Origin of the sequence: Streptomyces sp. HNM0645 (assembly GCF_030056615.1) — a bacterium.
Lineage (GTDB): Bacteria > Actinomycetota > Actinomycetes > Streptomycetales > Streptomycetaceae > Streptomyces > Streptomyces marianii.
This window is the reverse complement of the sequence record NZ_JASHLT010000021.1, coordinates 74,264-90,507: the sequence shown is the minus strand read 5'-3', so window position 1 is coordinate 90,507 and position 16,244 is coordinate 74,264. Positions and strand designations below refer to the sequence as shown.

At 71.5% G+C, this 16,244-nt stretch carries 16 protein-coding genes; 8 read left to right on the top strand and 8 right to left on the bottom strand.

What is annotated here, in order from left to right:
* Positions 1 to 166: 166 nt before the first annotated feature.
* A complete protein-coding gene (locus tag QMZ92_RS17535; RefSeq protein ID WP_283298320.1) occupies positions 167 to 1,849 on the bottom strand; it encodes a bifunctional 3'-5' exonuclease/DNA polymerase in 1,683 nt (560 codons plus the stop codon).
* 233 nt (positions 1,850 to 2,082) lie between these two features.
* Positions 2,083 to 2,640: a sugar O-acetyltransferase gene (locus tag QMZ92_RS17530; protein ID WP_283298319.1), complete on the bottom strand. Its 558-nt coding sequence runs from the start codon at positions 2,638 to 2,640 to the stop codon at positions 2,083 to 2,085.
* Positions 2,641 to 2,867: 227 nt separating this feature from the next.
* On the opposite strand from QMZ92_RS17530, the gene QMZ92_RS17525 reads away from it, so the two are divergent.
* Both QMZ92_RS17525 and QMZ92_RS17520 read left to right on the top strand, forming a co-directional pair.
* On the top strand, positions 2,868 to 4,010 hold the full coding sequence (locus QMZ92_RS17525) for a DUF2786 domain-containing protein (protein WP_283298353.1): 1,143 nt from the start codon (positions 2,868 to 2,870) through the stop codon (positions 4,008 to 4,010).
* A 360-nt stretch (positions 4,011 to 4,370) separates the two neighbouring features.
* Positions 4,371 to 4,610 carry a DUF397 domain-containing protein gene (locus QMZ92_RS17520; protein ID WP_138053866.1) on the top strand — a complete coding sequence of 80 codons (240 nt, stop codon included), beginning with the start codon at positions 4,371 to 4,373 and terminating at the stop codon, positions 4,608 to 4,610.
* Between the two features lie 184 nt (positions 4,611 to 4,794).
* Here QMZ92_RS17520 and QMZ92_RS17515 read toward each other — a convergent pair whose 3' ends face one another.
* Positions 4,795 to 5,280 (bottom strand): ATP-binding protein, encoded by a 486-nt coding sequence (locus QMZ92_RS17515; RefSeq protein WP_283298318.1) that lies wholly within the window; start codon positions 5,278 to 5,280, stop codon positions 4,795 to 4,797.
* 373 nt (positions 5,281 to 5,653) lie between these two features.
* Here QMZ92_RS17515 and QMZ92_RS17510 point away from each other — a divergent pair, with 373 nt between their 5' ends.
* From QMZ92_RS17510 to QMZ92_RS17490, 5 genes are all read left to right on the top strand, one after another.
* Positions 5,654 to 6,487: a Sco1979 family transcriptional regulator gene (locus tag QMZ92_RS17510; protein ID WP_171053299.1), complete on the top strand. Its 834-nt coding sequence runs from the start codon at positions 5,654 to 5,656 to the stop codon at positions 6,485 to 6,487.
* Between the two features lie 78 nt (positions 6,488 to 6,565).
* Positions 6,566 to 8,026: an aldehyde dehydrogenase family protein gene (locus QMZ92_RS17505; RefSeq protein ID WP_283298317.1), complete on the top strand. Its 1,461-nt coding sequence runs from the start codon at positions 6,566 to 6,568 to the stop codon at positions 8,024 to 8,026.
* Positions 8,027 to 8,239: 213 nt separating this feature from the next.
* Entirely contained in the window at positions 8,240 to 8,791 is a 552-nt protein-coding gene (locus tag QMZ92_RS17500) for a DinB family protein (protein ID WP_283298316.1), read from the top strand.
* Positions 8,792 to 8,864: 73 nt separating this feature from the next.
* Positions 8,865 to 9,086 (top strand): hypothetical protein, encoded by a 222-nt coding sequence (locus QMZ92_RS17495; protein ID WP_171052973.1) that lies wholly within the window; start codon positions 8,865 to 8,867, stop codon positions 9,084 to 9,086.
* Between the two features lie 126 nt (positions 9,087 to 9,212).
* On the top strand, positions 9,213 to 9,854 hold the full coding sequence (locus tag QMZ92_RS17490; protein ID WP_283298315.1) for a PadR family transcriptional regulator: 642 nt from the start codon (positions 9,213 to 9,215) through the stop codon (positions 9,852 to 9,854).
* A gap of 42 nt (positions 9,855 to 9,896) precedes the next feature.
* On the opposite strand, the gene gad is transcribed toward QMZ92_RS17490, so the two are convergent.
* The 3 genes from gad to QMZ92_RS17475 all read right to left on the bottom strand — a co-directional run bounded on the left by gad (position 9,897) and on the right by QMZ92_RS17475 (position 13,040).
* Positions 9,897 to 11,321 (bottom strand): glutamate decarboxylase, encoded by a 1,425-nt coding sequence (gad, locus tag QMZ92_RS17485; protein ID WP_283298314.1) that lies wholly within the window; start codon positions 11,319 to 11,321, stop codon positions 9,897 to 9,899.
* 13 nt (positions 11,322 to 11,334) lie between these two features.
* Positions 11,335 to 12,606, bottom strand: a complete 1,272-nt coding sequence (locus tag QMZ92_RS17480; protein ID WP_283298313.1) for an ion channel protein — start codon at positions 12,604 to 12,606, stop codon at positions 11,335 to 11,337.
* A 68-nt stretch (positions 12,607 to 12,674) separates the two neighbouring features.
* Positions 12,675 to 13,040 carry a YbjQ family protein gene (locus QMZ92_RS17475; RefSeq protein ID WP_283298312.1) on the bottom strand — a complete coding sequence of 122 codons (366 nt, stop codon included), beginning with the start codon at positions 13,038 to 13,040 and terminating at the stop codon, positions 12,675 to 12,677.
* 127 nt (positions 13,041 to 13,167) lie between these two features.
* On the opposite strand from QMZ92_RS17475, the gene QMZ92_RS17470 reads away from it, so the two are divergent.
* Positions 13,168 to 13,857 (top strand): DedA family protein, encoded by a 690-nt coding sequence (locus QMZ92_RS17470; RefSeq protein ID WP_283298311.1) that lies wholly within the window; start codon positions 13,168 to 13,170, stop codon positions 13,855 to 13,857.
* Positions 13,858 to 13,963: 106 nt separating this feature from the next.
* Here the strand turns inward: QMZ92_RS17470 and QMZ92_RS17465 are convergent, their stop codons facing one another.
* Entirely contained in the window at positions 13,964 to 15,613 is a 1,650-nt protein-coding gene (locus tag QMZ92_RS17465; protein ID WP_283298310.1) for a threonine/serine exporter family protein, read from the bottom strand.
* A 107-nt stretch (positions 15,614 to 15,720) separates the two neighbouring features.
* Positions 15,721 to 16,215 carry an inorganic diphosphatase gene (locus QMZ92_RS17460; protein ID WP_017949744.1) on the bottom strand — a complete coding sequence of 165 codons (495 nt, stop codon included), beginning with the start codon at positions 16,213 to 16,215 and terminating at the stop codon, positions 15,721 to 15,723.
* Positions 16,216 to 16,244: the final 29 nt, after the last annotated feature.

Genomic DNA, 16,244 nt, shown 5'->3' with positions numbered 1-16,244 from the left:
CGTGGAGCCACGCCGACGCGCGGAGCGCGGCAGGCGCCTGGCCGGTGGGTCGGCCGTGAACCTGAGGGCCGCCGGAGCGGGCCGACCGGGGGACGGCAGTCGGAGCGGGTCGCGACCACGGGCGGTCAGGGCGCGGCACACAGGACGCACAGCCGGACGGGAAAGGTCACTTCGCGTCCGAATAGCGCTCCACCACCGCCGTCGTGAAGGGGAACCGCACCGGCGTCTCGCCGAAGGCGATCCGTCCGGCCAGCTCACCGGCGGCGCGGATCGCCCGCACCACCTCCTCGGCCTCCTCGGCAGGGCAGTGCACGATCACCTCGTCGTGCTGGAAGAAGACCAGTTCCGCGCGCATGTCCGCGGTCGCCCTGCGCAGTGCGGCGAGGAGCAGCAGCGCCCAGTCCGCGGCACTGCCCTGGACGACGAAGTTACGGGTGAACCGGCCGCGGGCCCGGGCGTCCGTCGAGGCGTAGCCCGGGGCGAACTCGTGCTGGGCGGGCGCCTCGCCGCCGTCCTGGGGGATGCCGGCCTCGTCGTCCTCCTGCCCGCCGGCCGCCGGCGGGCTGGTGCGTCCCAGCCAGGTGCGGACGAGACGGCCCTCCTCGCCCGCGCGGGCCGCGTCGTCCACATAGGCCACCGCGCGGGGGAAGCGGCGGCGCAGCGCCGCGAGGTTCTTCAGCCCGTCGCCGCTGGTCTGGCCGTAGACGGCGCCGAGCAGGGCGAGCTTGGCGTGCTCGCGGTCCCCGGAGAACGCCCGGTCCGACAGCCGCGTGTAGAGGTCGTCGTCGTGTCCCGCGACCTCCATCAGCCCCGGGTCGCGGGAGATCGCGGCGAGGACCCGGGGCTCCATCTGGTCGGCGTCGGCGACGACGAGCCGCCAGCCCTCGTCCGCGACCACGGCGCGCCTGATCACCTTGGGGATCTGCAGCGCACCGCCGCCGTTGGTGGTCCAGCGGCCGGACACGGTGCCGCCGGGCAGGTACTCCGGCCGGAACCGTCCGTCCCGTACCCAGTCCTGCAGCCAGCTCCAGCCGTGGGCCGTCCAGATCCGGTACAGCTTCTTGTACGCGATCAGCGGCCGTACGGCCGGGTGGTCGATCTCCTCCAGCTCCCAGCGCCGGGTCGACCGCACCTTGATCCCGGCCCGGACGAACGCCCTGACGACGTCCGCGGGCAGATCGGGACGCACCCGGTGCCCGAACGCCGCGGAGACCTCGTCGGCCAGCTCCGCGAGGCGGCGCGGCTCGCCCCCGCCCGCATACCGCTCGCCGAGCAGTTCGTGCAGCACGTCCCGGTGGACGTCCGCCCGCCAGGGCAGACCCGACCTGTTCATCTCCGCGGCCACCAGCATTCCCGCCGACTCGGCCGCCGTCAGCAGCCGCATTCGGCCGGGGTGCTCGGCGGCCTCGTGTCTTCGCTGCTGCTCGGCGTAGACCTCCAGCAGGCCCTCGAACGGCACGGCAACGGGCTCCGGTTCGAACAGCGACGACTGCGAGCCCGGCACGGCGGCGCGCGGCGGCGGATCGTCCGGGACGGGGGCGTGGCGCAGGCGTGCCCACGCCGCAGCCGCTGAACGCGGTTCGCCGTGCCGTCCCTCGTGCCCGAGCAGGAGCAGTTCGGCGTCCTCGACGTCGTAGCACCGCTCGACGCCCACGCCGGCCGCGAGCAGCCGCGGATAGACCTCGGCGGTCGACCGCCACACCCACCGTCCGACCTCCGGCCGGCTCCGCACCGCCTCGACGAGATCGGCCGCCCCGCGCACCTCTCCGGCGGGCAGCCCGTCCGGGCCGAGCGGCACGAGCACCGCTCCGCCGTCCTCGGCCGGGGCCAGGGCCCACCGTTCGCTCATGGTGGCGAGTCTGGCACTCAGGACTGACAACGCCCGTCCACGCGGGGCCGGCGGGGCCTCGTGGGCGTCGAGGTCCGTGGCGAGGGCGTCGTGCCCGGTTCCTCCCGGGCATCGGGACGGAGCGAGTGCGCGACGGAGGGGCGCGTACGGCGGCCGCGTACGCCGGTTCCGTGTGCCGGGCCCCGCGGCCGGCACCGGCCCCGTCCGCCGACGCCCGTGACCCGCGCCCGCCGTCACGCCGGGGTGCGGATCACCTTCGCCGGGTTGCCCACCGCCAGCACCCCGGCGGGCAGGTCCCTGGTGACGACGGCACCGGCCCCGACCACGGTGTCGTCGCCGATCGTCACACCGGGGCAGACGATGACGCCCCCGCCGAGCCAGACGTTGTCGCCGATCGTGATCGGGGCCCCCTTCTCCCAGCCCTCGCGGCGGCGTTCCGCGTCCAGCTCGTGGGAGGGCGTGAGCAGCTGGACGTTCGGGCCGAACTGGCAGTGGGCGCCGATCGTGATGGGCGCGACGTCGAGGAACACGGCCCCGAAGTTGACGAACGTGCCCTCGCCGATTCCGATGTGGTAGCCGAAGTCGCACTGGAACGGCGGCCGGATGCGGACCCCGGGGCCGACGGAGCCGAGGAGTTCGGCGAGGATCGTTTCCCGTTCGGGGAGCGCCGCACCGCCGTCGGCGTTGTAGGCCGTGCAGAGTGCGAAGCGCCGTTCGCTGTCTGCGGCGAGCTCGGGGTCGTCGGGGAGGTACCAGTCCCCTGCCAGCATGCGCTGCTTGTTCTCACCCATGAGCCTCACCGTAGGGCCCGGCGGCCGGGGGGCACCGGCGCGATTCCCGCCGTCACGGTGGCCGGCGCATGCCGAGCGGCGTCCAAGGCCCGCCCGGTCCCACCGGCGCCGGCGGCGGGGCACGGGATCAGCTGAGCGGGGGCGGGGCAGACCCCGCGCCGGCGGCGAGGGCCGTCCCGTGCGGGGCGCGGGGGAGGGCTCGCGTAGGCTCGATCGGCGTGGATGTGGTGGAGCGTGCGCTCGGCGGGGCGCTGTACGCCGACGACGACGACGCGCTCGACACCGGCGCCTCGCTGCTGGCCGCCGCGCCGCCCGAGGCCGACGCGGAGCTGGTCCGGCGCGGCGAGGAGTTCGTGCGCCGCGCCTGGGAGCGCGGCTGGCAGCCGGCGGACGTCGTGCGGTTCGTCCGTCGTGATCTCGACGAGCGCCATGTGGAGCTGGCCGCCGGCCTGATCGCGGGGGAGACCCGGCGGTACGGGGACGACCTGCCACCGCGCTGGCGCGCCCAGCTCGACGAACTGTCCGGCGGCGGTCGCGGGCGGCGCCCCGCGGACCGCTTCTCGCACGCGACCGCCGTGCTCCGGCTCTACCGGCTCCTCGTGCGGCTGCCGTCGGTCGAGCCGGTGGGTCCGGTGCCGGGGGAGCCCGTCCACCGGCGGTCCGCGGCCCCGCACGGCGAGCCGCGGACGCTCACCCGGATCCGCGCCCTCCTCGCGAAGGCGGAGGCCACTGGTTACCCGGAGGAGGCGGAGGCGCTGACCGCGAAGGCGCAGGAGCTGATGGCGCGCCACAGCATCGACGAGGCGGTGCTCGCCTCCCGCACCCATCGCGCGGACGTGCCGGTCGCCTGCCGCATCGGAGTCGACGCGCCGTACGAGACGGCCAAGGCGATCCTGCTGGACGCAGTGGCATCGGCGAACCGCTGCCGCGCCGTCTGGAACAGCGGCCTCGGCTTCTCGACGGTCGTCGGCTTCGACGCCGACCTGGAGGCGGTGGAACTGCTGTACACCTCGCTGCTGGTGCAGGGAACGACGGCGATGACCCGAGCGGAGGCGTCGCAGCGGGCGGGCGGGCGCAGGCGGACGAAGACGTTCCGGCAGTCGTTCCTGCTGGCCTACGCGCACCGCATCGGCGACCGGCTGGCGCGGGCGACGTCCCACGCGGCGGAGGGCGTGGCCGGGGGCGACCTCCTCCCGGCTCTCGCCGCCCGAGACGTCGCCGTCACGGACCACACGGAACGCCTCTTCCCGGACACGGTCCGCACCCGTGTCCGCGGCGCCACGGACGCGGCGGGCTGGCACGACGGCACCGCGGCGGCCGACGACGCCCGTATGCGCCCCCGCGACCACCGGGGCGAACTCCCGCGGTAGCGCCGCGTCTGCCGAGGTTCGCCCCGCCGCGACGCCCGGCACGGACGGAACGCCGTGAACCGAATGGTCGCCGGGACCGTAGAGCCAGGAGGGCACGGTGAACGTCTCTTCCTCGTGTACGAGGGATTCGCTCCTGGCGACGCGACGCGACGCGGCACGGACGGGGACGGGAAGGATCACGAGCGGCGGCCGCGCGGGCGCGTGCCGGAGGCATCGGGGGAGGTTCCGGGCAAGGTGCGGCTCGGGCTGTAACCGCGGAACCACCCCGTGTGCACGTGCATCTGCTCATGCATCTGCATACGAACCCGGCTATGATCCGAGGCAGTTGACACCTGCACCTTGTAACTCGGGGAGCGTCCTGTGCACGACGTGTACAACGGCATGGCGGCCACAGAGCTTCACGGGGTCGTCTGGCAGAAGAGCAGGCACAGCAACTCCCAGGGATCGTGCGTGGAGTTCGCGAAACTGCCCGGCGGGAACGTCGCGGTGCGCAACTCGCGCTTCCCGGAGGGGCCGGCACTCGTCTATACGCCGGCCGAGATAGAGGCCATGCTGCTGGGGGTGAAGGACGGCGAGTTCGACCATCTCGCCGGTGGCTGACGAGCTCGTCGGCGCCCCGGCGGGACCGGCTCCCCGCACCGCAGGAACGTTCATGCGCCTGGAGAGGGCCCGGATGCGCCGTCCGCCGGCAGGCTGCGGGCCTGCCGGCGGACGGTCATGCGGTGGCGGCCCGGCGCCTCGTCGCGCCGAGGAGGCAGGGCGGCGGGACCGTGGTTCGGGCGCCTCACTCCTGCGGCAGGCGGAACAGCGCCCAGACGACCTTTCCGGTGAGCGGTCCCGCCAGCGGGTGCCAGCCCCAGCTGTCGCTGAAGGAGTCGACGAGGAACAGCCCCCGGCCGCCTTCGGCGGAGTCCTCGACCTCGCCGGCGACCGGACTCTCCTCGCTGGGGTCGCGCACGGCGCACACCAGCCGACCCGTCCAGCGCATCAGATGCAGCCGTACGGGGGGCTCCTGACTGCGTGTGGTGTCCGCGGGCAGGGCGTGCCGCAGGGCGTTGGTGACGAGTTCGGACACGACGAGCGCGACGTCGTCGAAGCGCTCGTCCAGTTCCCACCGGGTCAGCGTCCTGCTGGTGAACTTCCGGGCGCCGCGCACCGCTTCGTAGCGGGCGGGCAGTGCGCACGAGGCGGAGCTGGACACGGCCGCGGGGTCGATCGGCGGAAGGCCCTGCCGTAACGGCTCGAGCATGGTCGATCCATTCGTTCCCATGCGAGGCACTCCCGGGAATCGCAGCTGTGGCGCTACAACACGAACGAGCACGTACGAGTGCGCAGGTGCGCGGGGTCCATGGTTCCGAATGCCCACAACAGATGCAAGGGCAGATGCACGTGCACGCGCCGGACCTGTCCCCACCCGTGCCGGTTCACTCTCATATCTTCCGTACGCTTCCGTGCGCCCTTACCGGACGGTTTCTTCTTTCCGTAATCGAACGAGTACGGGGTGAAGCGTTTTGGTGGCAGAATCCGGGGCTCGGGGTTCGGGGGCACTCCGGGAACGGATGGCGATGGGGAGGGTTGGAGACGTGACCGCAGTGGAGTCGTGGGGCTACCCCCGGGCCGAGGGCCCCGGCGGAGGGTCAGTGGTGCGCCGTATCCTGCTGGGCTCGCAGCTGAGGCGCCTTCGGGAATCGCGCGGCATCACCCGTGAGGCGGCGGGCTACTCGATCCGGGCGTCCGAGTCCAAGATCAGCCGCATGGAGTTGGGTCGGGTGAGCTTCAAGGCCAGGGACGTCGAGGACCTCCTCACGCTCTACGGCGTCACGGACGAGGCGGAGCGCGCGTCACTGCTCGGGCTCGCCAAGGAGGCCAACGTGGCCGGGTGGTGGCACAGCTTCGGCGATGTGCTGCCCGGTTGGTTCCAGACGTACATCGGCCTGGAGGGCGCCGCCTCGCTCATCCGGATCTACGAGGTCCAGTTCGTCCACGGGCTGCTGCAGACCGAGGCGTACGCCCATGCCGTCGTCGAGCGCGGCATGCCCGGTGCGCCGGCCGCCGAGATCGACCGCCGGGTCGCGCTGCGCCTGGAGCGCCAGAAGGCGCTCGTCTCAGAGCGTGCACCCCGCTTCCACGCCGTCCTGGACGAGGCGGCACTGCGTCGCCCCTACGGGGACCGCTCCGTGATGCAGGGCCAGTTGCGGCATCTCATCGAGGTCTCGGAACAGCCGAACATCACGCTCCAGGTCATGCCCTTCAGCTTCGGCGGCCACGCGGGCGAGTCCGGGTCCTTCACGATGCTGCGCTTCCCGGAGTCGGACCTCTCGGACATCGTCTACCTGGAGCAGCTGACGAGCGCTCTGTACCTCGACAAGCGAGAGGAGGTCGCCCAGTACGAGCGGGCGATGGAGCGCCTGCAGGAGGACAGCCCCGGTGCGGACGAGAGCCGGGACCTTCTCCGAGGTCTCCTCCAACTCACCTGACTGGCAAGTAGGATGACGCGACATCAGTCCGACTGGTAACTGCACACGCCCCTGCTCCCGCGGCCGGTAAGGGATCCCATGTCCTCCTTCTTCAGTGACCTGGCACTCCAGTACATAGATGGCGAATGGCGCCCGGGCAGTGGTTCCTGGGACATCATCGACTTCAACCCGTACAACGAGGAGAAGCTCGCCTCGATCACCGTCGCCACGGCCGGCGAGGTGGACCAGGCGTACCGCGCCGCGGAGCGCGCGCAGAAGGAGTGGGCGGCCACCAATCCGTACGCGCGCCGGTCGGTCTTCGAGCGGGCCCTGAGGATCATCGAGGACCGAGAGGAGGAGATGGCCGAGGCCATCGTCGCCGAGCTGGGCGGCACACGGCTGAAGGCGGCCTTCGAACTGCATCTCGCCAAGGAGTTCCTGCGCGAGGCGATCCAGCTGTCGCTGCGCCCGGAGGGCCGCATCCTGCCCTCCCCGGTGGACGGCAAGGAGAACCGGGTCTACCGGCTGCCGGTCGGTGTCGTGGGTGTGATCAGCCCCTTCAACTTCCCGTTCCTGCTGTCGGTCAAGTCGGTCGCGCCGGCGCTGGCGCTCGGGAACGCCGTCGTCCTCAAGCCGCACCAGAACACCCCGATCTGCGGCGGCTCCCTGGTCGCCAAGGTCTTCGAGGACGCGGGCCTGCCCGCCGGGCTGCTGAACGTGGTGATCACCGACATCGCGGAGATCGGCGACGCGCTGATAGAGCACCCCGTGCCGAAGGTCATCTCCTTCACCGGCTCCGACCGGGTGGGTCGGCACGTGGCCACCGTCTGCGCGGCCAACTTCAAGCACGCAGTCCTCGAACTGGGCGGCAACAGCGCCTTCATCGTGCTCGACGACGCCGACATCGACTACGCCGTCGACGCCGCGGTCTTCAGCCGGTACGTCCACCAGGGCCAGGTGTGCATGGCGGCCAACCGCATCCTGGTGGACAGCAGAGTGGAGAAGGAGTTCACCGAGAAGCTCGTCGCCAAGGTGCAGACCCTGAAGGTGGGCGACCCGGCCGACCCCGAGACCCACATCGGCCCCTTGATCAACTCCCTGCAGGCCGAGGCCGTTTCGAGCCTGGTCGAGCAGTCCGTCGAGGCCGGCGCGACCGCCCTGCTGCGCGGCCGGACGGAGGGCAACGTGGTCTCGCCGTCCGTGCTGACCGGCCTTCCGGCCGACTCGCCCGTGCTGTCCCAGGAGATCTTCGGCCCGGTGGTGCTCCTCATCCCGTTCGAGGGCGACGAGGAGGCGGTCCGGATCGCCAACGACACCCCGTACGGTCTGAGCGGTGCCGTGCACACCGGTGACATCGAGCGTGGGGTGGCGCTGGCCCAGCGGATCCACACCGGGATGATCCACATCAACGACTCGACCGTGCACGACGAGCCGATCGTGCCGTTCGGCGGTGAGAAGTCGTCCGGGCTCGGGCGGCTGAACGGCGAGGCGATGGTCGAGGTCTTCACCACCCAGAAGTGGATCTCGGTGCAGCGGGGCCGTTCGGTCTTCCCCTTCTGAGGACCCTTCGCCGGGCTCTTGCCCGAGTGCCGAGAGCCCCTTTCCGGGTCTCCCGACCGGGTACCCCTTCCGGATGTGGAGGTCGGGGCGCGACGGTGGATTTTTCCGCTCGCCCCGGCCTCAAGGACAGAAGCTGACCTAAATGCTCCCTAGCGTGAGGGTGTCAGGGGGCGCGAACGGCGGCCCACCCGTCCCGACCCGAAGGCGGACACCATGGTCACTCACGTTCCCGCGGAAGCCCACGGCGATGAGCGCGGAGCCCTGCTGAACTTCGTCGAGGCCCAGCGTGGCGCGATCCGCAGGTCCGTGCTCGGGCTCACCGAGGAGCAGGCGGCGAGCCGCCCCAGCGCGAGCGAGCTGACGCTCTCCGGACTGCTCAAGCACGTCGCCGAGTGCGAGCTCTCCTGGCTGCGCATGGCGCAGCGGAGGCCGAACGAGCGGCAGCACGACGAGAAGTCGTGGGACGACGGCTTCCGCCTCCTCGACGGCGAGACCGTCGCCGGGACGCTGGCGTTCTGGGACGGCGTGGCGAAGGAGACCGAGGAGTTCATCCGCTCGGTGCCCAGCCTGGACGACACCTTCCCGCTCCCGGACGCGCCATGGTTCCCCAAGGACGGCAGGGTGTCGATGCGCTGGATGGTGCTGCATCTGGTCGAGGAGATCGGCCGGCACGCGGGCCATGCGGACATCGTCCGCGAGTCATTGGACGGCAAGGGCGCGTTCGACCTCGTCGCGCTCGAGAGCGAGCGGATCCCGGGCGCGTAGCCGGGCGCGGAAGGCGGGGCGACGCCTCCCTCCCCCCCGTGCGGGAGGCGGGCCCGTGCCACACCCTTGAACCATGAGTGACGCACCAGGAGTGGCCCCGATCGTCGTCCTGCCCATCCAGCCGGGTGATCCGCCGTTCCGGGTGGTGGAGATCGAGGGCCGGACGGTCGGGATCGCGCACGACATGGTCGACGTGATCAGCATGGCGCACGAGTCCGGCCGGCACCACGTGGATCTGGACGACCCGGCGCTGGTGCGCTGGGTCGGCGGCGACAAGTACCGGTGGAGGCTCTGAGGGCGCCCGACCGCGGGCGCCCTCCGGGCGCGTACCCTGGTGCCGCACCGGGCGGCCTTCGACCCGTCGCGACGAGCGGCCTTGCCCGGCGTGGCGCTAGTCAAAGTTGAATAGGAAGGTGCGCGGATGTCGGCGATCCGGCTTCTGGTCCTCGGGGCGGTGCGCCAGCACGGGCGTGCACACGGCTACCAGGTCCGCAACGACCTGGAGTTCTGGGGCGCCCACGAGTGGTCGAACGCCAAGCCGGGGTCGATCTATCACGCGCTCAAGCAGATGGCGAAGCAGGGACTGCTGCGCGCCCACGAGATCGCGCCCTCCACGGCAGGCGGTCCGCCGCGCACCGAGTACGAGCTCACCGAGAGCGGCACCGAGGAGTACTTCTCGCTGTTGCGCGAGGCGCTGACCTCGTACGACCAGAAGATGGACGTCGTCTCGGCCGGTTTCGGCTTCATCGTCGACCTGGACCGGCAGGAGGCCGTGGAGCTGTTGCGGGAGCGGGTGCGTTCCCTGGAGGGGTGGCGCTCCTCGGTCACCGAGTACTACACGCCCGAGGAGGGGCCCGAATCCCTGGGCCACATCGGCGAGATCATGAACTTCTGGGTGCACTCGGTGGATGCCGGCGCGGAGTGGACGCGCGGGCTGATCGAGCGGATCGAGGGCGGGGCGTACACGTTCGCCGGCGAGGGCGAGCCCTTCGTGGCCGTCCTCGCGGAGGGGCAGGAGAACCCGTATGCGACGGGCGTGCCCCACGAGGGAGACCTCTCGTGAGGGGCGCCGGGGCGTGGACGACCGCCGCGCCCCGGCTGTGCCTCAGTGGTGGAAGCTCGTGGCCGCCGCCTTGTCCTTGATCTGCGGTGCGCTCTGGGCCCGCAGCTCCGGCAGGGCTCGTCTGAGATCCTCCAGCAGCAGCTCCGCGAGGTCGGCCGAGAAGCCGTTGCGGCAGACGAAGCGCAGCACCGAAAGGTCCTCGCGGTTGGGCGGGAAGGTGTACGCCGGGACCAGCCAGCCGCACTCCCGCAGCCGTCGCGAGACGTCGAAGACGTCGTAGTTCCTCACCTCCGGGTTCGTCGTCACGGCGAACACCGGCAGTTCCTCACCCCGGGTGAGCAGCCGGAAGTCGCCCAGGCAGTCGATCCGCTGGGCCAGGGTCCGGGCCACGTCCCGGGTCGTCTGCTGCACGTCCCGGTAGCCGTCGCGGCCGAGCCTGATGAAGGTGTAGTACTGCGCCACCACCTGGGCCCCGGGCCGGGAGAAGTTGAGCGCGAACGTCGGCATGTCGCCGCCGAGGTAGTTCACCCGGAAGACCAGCTCCTTGGGCAGGTTCTCGGGCGAACGCCACAGCGCCCAGCCCACGCCCGGGTACACGAGCCCGTACTTGTGCCCCGAGGTGTTGATCGAGGACACCCGCGGCAGCCTGAAGTCCCAGACCAGGTCCTCGTCCAGGAACGGCGCGATCATCGCTCCGGAGGCCCCGTCCACGTGGACGGGGACGTCCAGGCCCGTGCGGTCCTGGAGGGCGTCGAGCGCCGCGCAGACCTCCTGGACGGGTTCGTACGACCCGTCGAAGGTGGAGCCGAGGACGGCCACCACGCCGATCGTGTTCTCGTCGCACAGGTCGGCCGCCGCCTGCGGGTCGAGGTGGAATCGGTCGCCCTCCATCGGGACCAGCCGGGGTTCCACCTCCCAGAAGTTGCAGAACTTGTCCCAGCAGACCTGCACGTTGACGCCCATGACCAGGTTGGGCCGGGCGCCGGGGCCGGGGTACCGGTCCTTGTTGCGGTGCGCCCAGCGCCGCTTCAGGGCCATCCCCGAGAGCATGCACGCCTCGCTCGAACCGGTCGTGGAGCAGCCGACCGTGGCCGCCGGGTCGGGCGCGTGCCACAGGTCGGCGAGCATCGCCACGCACCGCCGTTCCAGTTCGGCCGTCCGCGGGTACTCGTCCTTGTCGATCATGTTCTTGTCGCGGCACTCCGCCATCAGCCTCCCGGCCTCCGGCTCCATCCACGTCGTCACGAACGTCGCCAGGTTGAGCCGGGAGTTGCCGTCGAGCATCAGCTCGTCGTGCACGAGCTGATAGGCCGTCGAGGGGGCCATCGGGCCTTCGGGCAGCTGGTGCTGCGGCGGGGCCAGGGTCATCGACCCCAGCGGATCGGCCGCCCCGTAGAACGGATTGAGCGACAGCCTGCGCCGCTCCTCGCTCTCCTCCGGATGCGTACCGACCTTGTGCAGTGCCATGTCCGTCCGCCTTTCAGCGCAGTGGGGTGCCGTCGTCGTGGAGTTGCATCTGGGGCCGCCCGGTCACCAGCAGCCAGGCCGGCAGCAGGGCGACGCACAGCAGCGGGAGCACATGGGCGTCGGAGGCAAGGACAGCCGCGGTGAACAGACTGAGCCAGCCCTGCCGGGTGATCGCCAGCAGTACCCCGAGGACCGCGCACGCCACCGCGACCGTGGGATGCACCTCGGGGACGAGTGCACTCACGCCGAGCCCCAGGGCGACGCCCACGAAGATGCTGGGGAAGATCCGGCCGCCGCGGAAGCCACAGGTGGCCGCGATGGTGAGGGCGGCGAGCTTGACGACGGTCATCAGCGCGAACTGTCCCGAGGACCAGCCCGACGGGTCCGCCGCCAGCACCCTCACCTCCTCCAGCCCCTTGAAGAGGGTCAGCTGCCCGCCCAGGGCCCCGAGGAGCCCCAGCACCAGCCCGCCCGCGGTGATCGCCGCCACCGGGTGCCCGAGCTTCCGGAAGGCGGCGTGCGTGTACGGGAACACGTGGACGGCCGCCATGCCCACCAGCGCGCCGAGCGAGGAGACCGCGAGCGCGGCCGGCACGTCGCCCCAGCGGGATCCGCTCATCGCGGGGAGGTCGAGATCGAAGGTGGGGTGGGCGATCAGGATGGTGGTCAGCGATCCGGCGCCGCCCGCGATCAGCGGGGCGAACAGCTTGTCCCACAGTGCGCCGGGCGCGGGGCGGGAGGCCAGGGACTCGGTGAGGATCAGCGCCGCCGCCACGGGGGTTCCGAACAGCGCCCCGACCGTGCCGGCCGCGGCCAGAGCGGCCCAGAGTTCCGCGCCGGACCCCCGCATGGCCTTGCAGCCCAGCCAGGCGGCGAGTGCGATGTTGGCCGCCGTGATCGGGTTCTCCGGACCCAGGCTGACCCCGCCGGCGAGTCCGAGCACCGCCGTCAGCAGCAGGCTCGGCACCACCGAGGGGGGCATCGGGGGGTCGACGAGCCCGGTCGTGGCGGGGTCGGGGCCGGCGTGCCCGGGCACCTTCCACACGACGAGCCCGACCGCGAGGCCCGTCGCGGTGAGTACGGCGACCGTCCACTGCACCGAGTAGGGGCCGACGCCGATCGCGCCGGGCAGGGATTCCCAGAGGACGCCCTTGAGCAGCTGGGAGAGCTCGGTGAGGCCGAGGAGCAGCAGACTCGAGGCGACGCCGACGACGGTCGCGGGGACGATCAGTGGCAACAGCGCCCGGGCCGGGGTCGCCACCGGGGCGTGTGCGGTCGTCGTCACGGGCCTCACGATAACGTCAGAAAACGCCCATACGGTGCGTCATTCGAAGCCGCGCCGCGGATGCGCCGTCAGACGCGCGTGATCACTGCGGCCGTGCCGTACGCGCAGACCTCCGTGCCGATGTCCGCCGCCTCCGAGACGTCGAACCGGAACATAAGCACCGCGTTCGCGCCCCGTGACCGCGCCTGCTCGACCAGCCGCTCCATGGCCTGGTTGCGGGTCTGCACCAGGGTCTTGGTCAGCCCCTTCAGCTCCCCGCCGATCATCGACTTCAGTCCGGCGCCGATCTGGCTGCCGAGGTGCCGCGACCGCACGGTGAGGCCGAAGACCTCGCCGATCACCTGCTCCACCCGGAAGCCCGGGACGTCGTTCGTCGTGACGACCAGCACATCGGCGTGCGGGCCCTGGCCTCCGCCGAAATCCTCGATTCCCATGGGCACAGCTTCACGGCCGTCCGTCCCCCTCGCATCCGGAGGGGCACTGGAACCGGTCCCCGAAAGAATGCGTTGATAGTTTTGGGCGCCACGCCCCCTCGACTCTCACCACAGGAGCCCGGACCTCGTGAACACCCTTGCGCTCGGACCGAGCTGGCTGGACCCGGACTATCTGATCACCACGTTCGGGCTGATCGGCGTACTCGTCATCGTGTTCGCCGAGTCCGGTCTGCTGATCGGGTTCTTCCTGCCCGGGGACTCCCTGCTGTTCACCACGGGCCTGCTGGTGACGACCGACGTCATCAAGCAGCCGCTGTGGGTGGTGTGCACGCTCATCGTGCTCGCCGCGATCATCGGCGACCAGGTGGGCTATCTCTTCGGCCGCAAGGTCGGCCCCGCGCTCTTCAACCGCCCGGACTCCAGGTTCTTCAAGCAGGAGAACGTGGAGAAGGCACACGAGTTCTTCGAGAAGTACGGCCCGAAGTCCCTGGTCCTGGCCCGCTTCGTGCCGATCGTCCGGACCTTCACGCCGATCGTCGCCGGTGTGAGCCGGATGAACTACCGCTCGTTCATCACGTTCAACGTCATCGGCGGTGTGCTCTGGGGCGCCGGGGTGACGCTGCTCGGTGCCGCGCTCGGCAAGGTCGACTTCGTGCACAAGCACATCGAGGCGATCCTCATCGCCATCGTGCTCGTCTCGGTCCTGCCGATCGTGATCGAGTTCATGCGCGCACGTTCCAGGAGCAAGAAGGAGGCCGCGGCCGAGGGCCCGGCGGTGGACGGGAGCGCCGCGCGCGGCCGCCACGCCAAGCGCTGAGACCCGTTCGACGCGACGCCCCGGCCCGGTGAAAGGGCCGGGGCGTCGTCGTGCGGGGACACGGGCCCCGGCACCCCGGAGGGCGACCCCCGGGAAGCCGCGCCTCTCAGAAGCCGCGCGTCCGCTTGGCCGCGCGACGCCGGCCCGCGGCCGCCGGGCTGCGCAGGAACAACCGGGCGATCTCGCCACCCAGGTTCACCCCGATCGCGATGGCCAGGGCCAGCGCCGCGGCCCTCGCCAGCGAGGCGAAGCCCGCGTCGATGTTGTTCTGCGCGATGTGCAGCACACCGAAGTACATGGCGCTACCCGGCAGCAGCGGGCCGATGGCGGCGGTCACGTACGGCAGCGACGACGTGTGCTGGAAGCGGGCCAGCAACTGCCCGAACAGACCCACCAGACCGGCGCCCACCGCCGTCGCCAGCACGGCCGAGCCGTCGGCCGTCACCGCGATCGCCGCGTAGACCACCCACGCCACGCCGCCGTTGAGCGCCGCGACGAGCACGGTGGAACGGTCCTGCTGGAGCAGCACGGCGAAGACCAGGCTCAGCACCATCGAGGCCAGGATCTGCGTCACCGGCCGCTCGACGCTGACCAGCGCCCCCTCCGGACTGAGGTTCGCCTCGAACTGCACGCCCACGTACAGGACCGTGAGCACGCCGACGACGATCGCCACGAAGAAGTAGGCGACTTCCAGCAGCCGGGCCGACGCCGTGATGTAGAAGCCCGTCAGGCCGTCCTGCACCGCCGCCACCAGCGCCCGCCCCGGGATCAGCGCGAACAGGCCACCGGTGATGACCGCGGAGGGCCTCAGATCGGCGTGCAGGGCGCTCAGCGCCACACCGATCGCCGCGGGCGGCATCGCCGCCACCACGAACTGGTAGAACTCCGGCAGTCCGCGACCCGCGCACAGCCACGCCAGCCGGTCGCCCAGCATCGCGCCGACCGCCGCCGCCACGAACACCAGCGCGCCACCGCCCACGAGTACGGAGGCCGAGCCGGCCAGGACGCCCGCGGCGAGGGTCAGGACCCAGCCGGGGTAGGGGTGCCGGTTCCGCCGGATCTCGGCGAGGCGCCGGTAAGCCTCGTCGAGCCTGACCTCGTGGTCGTCGCCGCTGATGTCCGCGACCAGCTGGTACACGGCGGTCAGCCGGGTGTAGTCCGTGCCCCGGCGGCGCACGGTCCGGTTCGCCGTCACCGGGTCGTCGACGAGCGACGGCTGGTAGGTGATCGACAGCAGGGTGAACGTCACCGTCGGCTCGACGTTGTCGAGGCCGTACGCGTTCGTGATGGCGAGCATCGCCGCCTCGACGTCCTCCGCGCCCTCGCCGCCCGCTAGCAGCAGCTCGCCGATGCGCAGCGTCAGATCGAGCACGCGCGGCACCGCCGGCCCCGACTCGTCGTGCCGCTGCACCTGCTCCGGCATCGGCCGCTCGCTCACCGGGATCCGCAGCATCGTGCGCATCCGGTCCTGCCACGGCACGTCCTTGGACAGCTGGAGCACCGGGAAGCCGTGGGCGGGGGTGTAGGCGGGCGGGGACGCCTTCGCGCGGTACGTCGCCGGGGGTGCGAACGCCGAGCCCTCCGGGTCGGCCGGGGCCTCCGTCGTCAGCCCCTCGGGGACGGCGAACTCGGAGGAGGGATGGTCCTCCTCCGGCGGTCCCGGCTGATCGACACCCTCCGGCGGCGTGAATGCGCTGCGTGCCTCGTCGGACTGCGGCTTCCGGTCCTCGAGGGGACCTTCCGGCTCCGCCACCACGCTCTACCTGCTCTTCCCGCTCGCGTACGGCTTGTGCGCGCCCAGTATGCGACGGGCGGTGCACCCCCCGTGGGGTGCACCGCCCGGCCCGGTGTACGGGGATCGCGTCAGTGCGCGCCGCCCTGCGCCTCGAGGCGCTTGAAGGATGCCTCGATCTCGGCCTCGGCCTCGGCGCGGCCGACCCAGTTGGCGCCCTCGACGGACTTGCCGGGCTCCAGGTCCTTGTAGACCTCGAAGAAGTGCTGGATCTCCAGGCGGTCGAACTCCGACACGTGGTGGATGTCCCGCAGGTGCTCCACGCGCGGGTCGGACGCCGGAACGCACAGCAGCTTGTCGTCGCCGCCGGCCTCGTCCGTCATCCTGAACATGCCGATGGCGCGGCACTTGATCAGGCAGCCGGGGAAGGTCGGCTCGTCCAGGATGACCAGGGCGTCGAGCGGGTCGCCGTCCTCGCCCAGGGTGTTCTCGACGAAGCCGTAGTCGGCCGGGTAGCTGGTCGAGGTGAAGAGGCGACGGTCCAGACGGATCCGGCCGGTCTCGTGGTCCACCTCGTACTTGTTCCGCGACCCCTTCGGGATCTCGATGGTGACGTCGAACTCCACGGGTGGCACTCCTCCATGATCAACACATA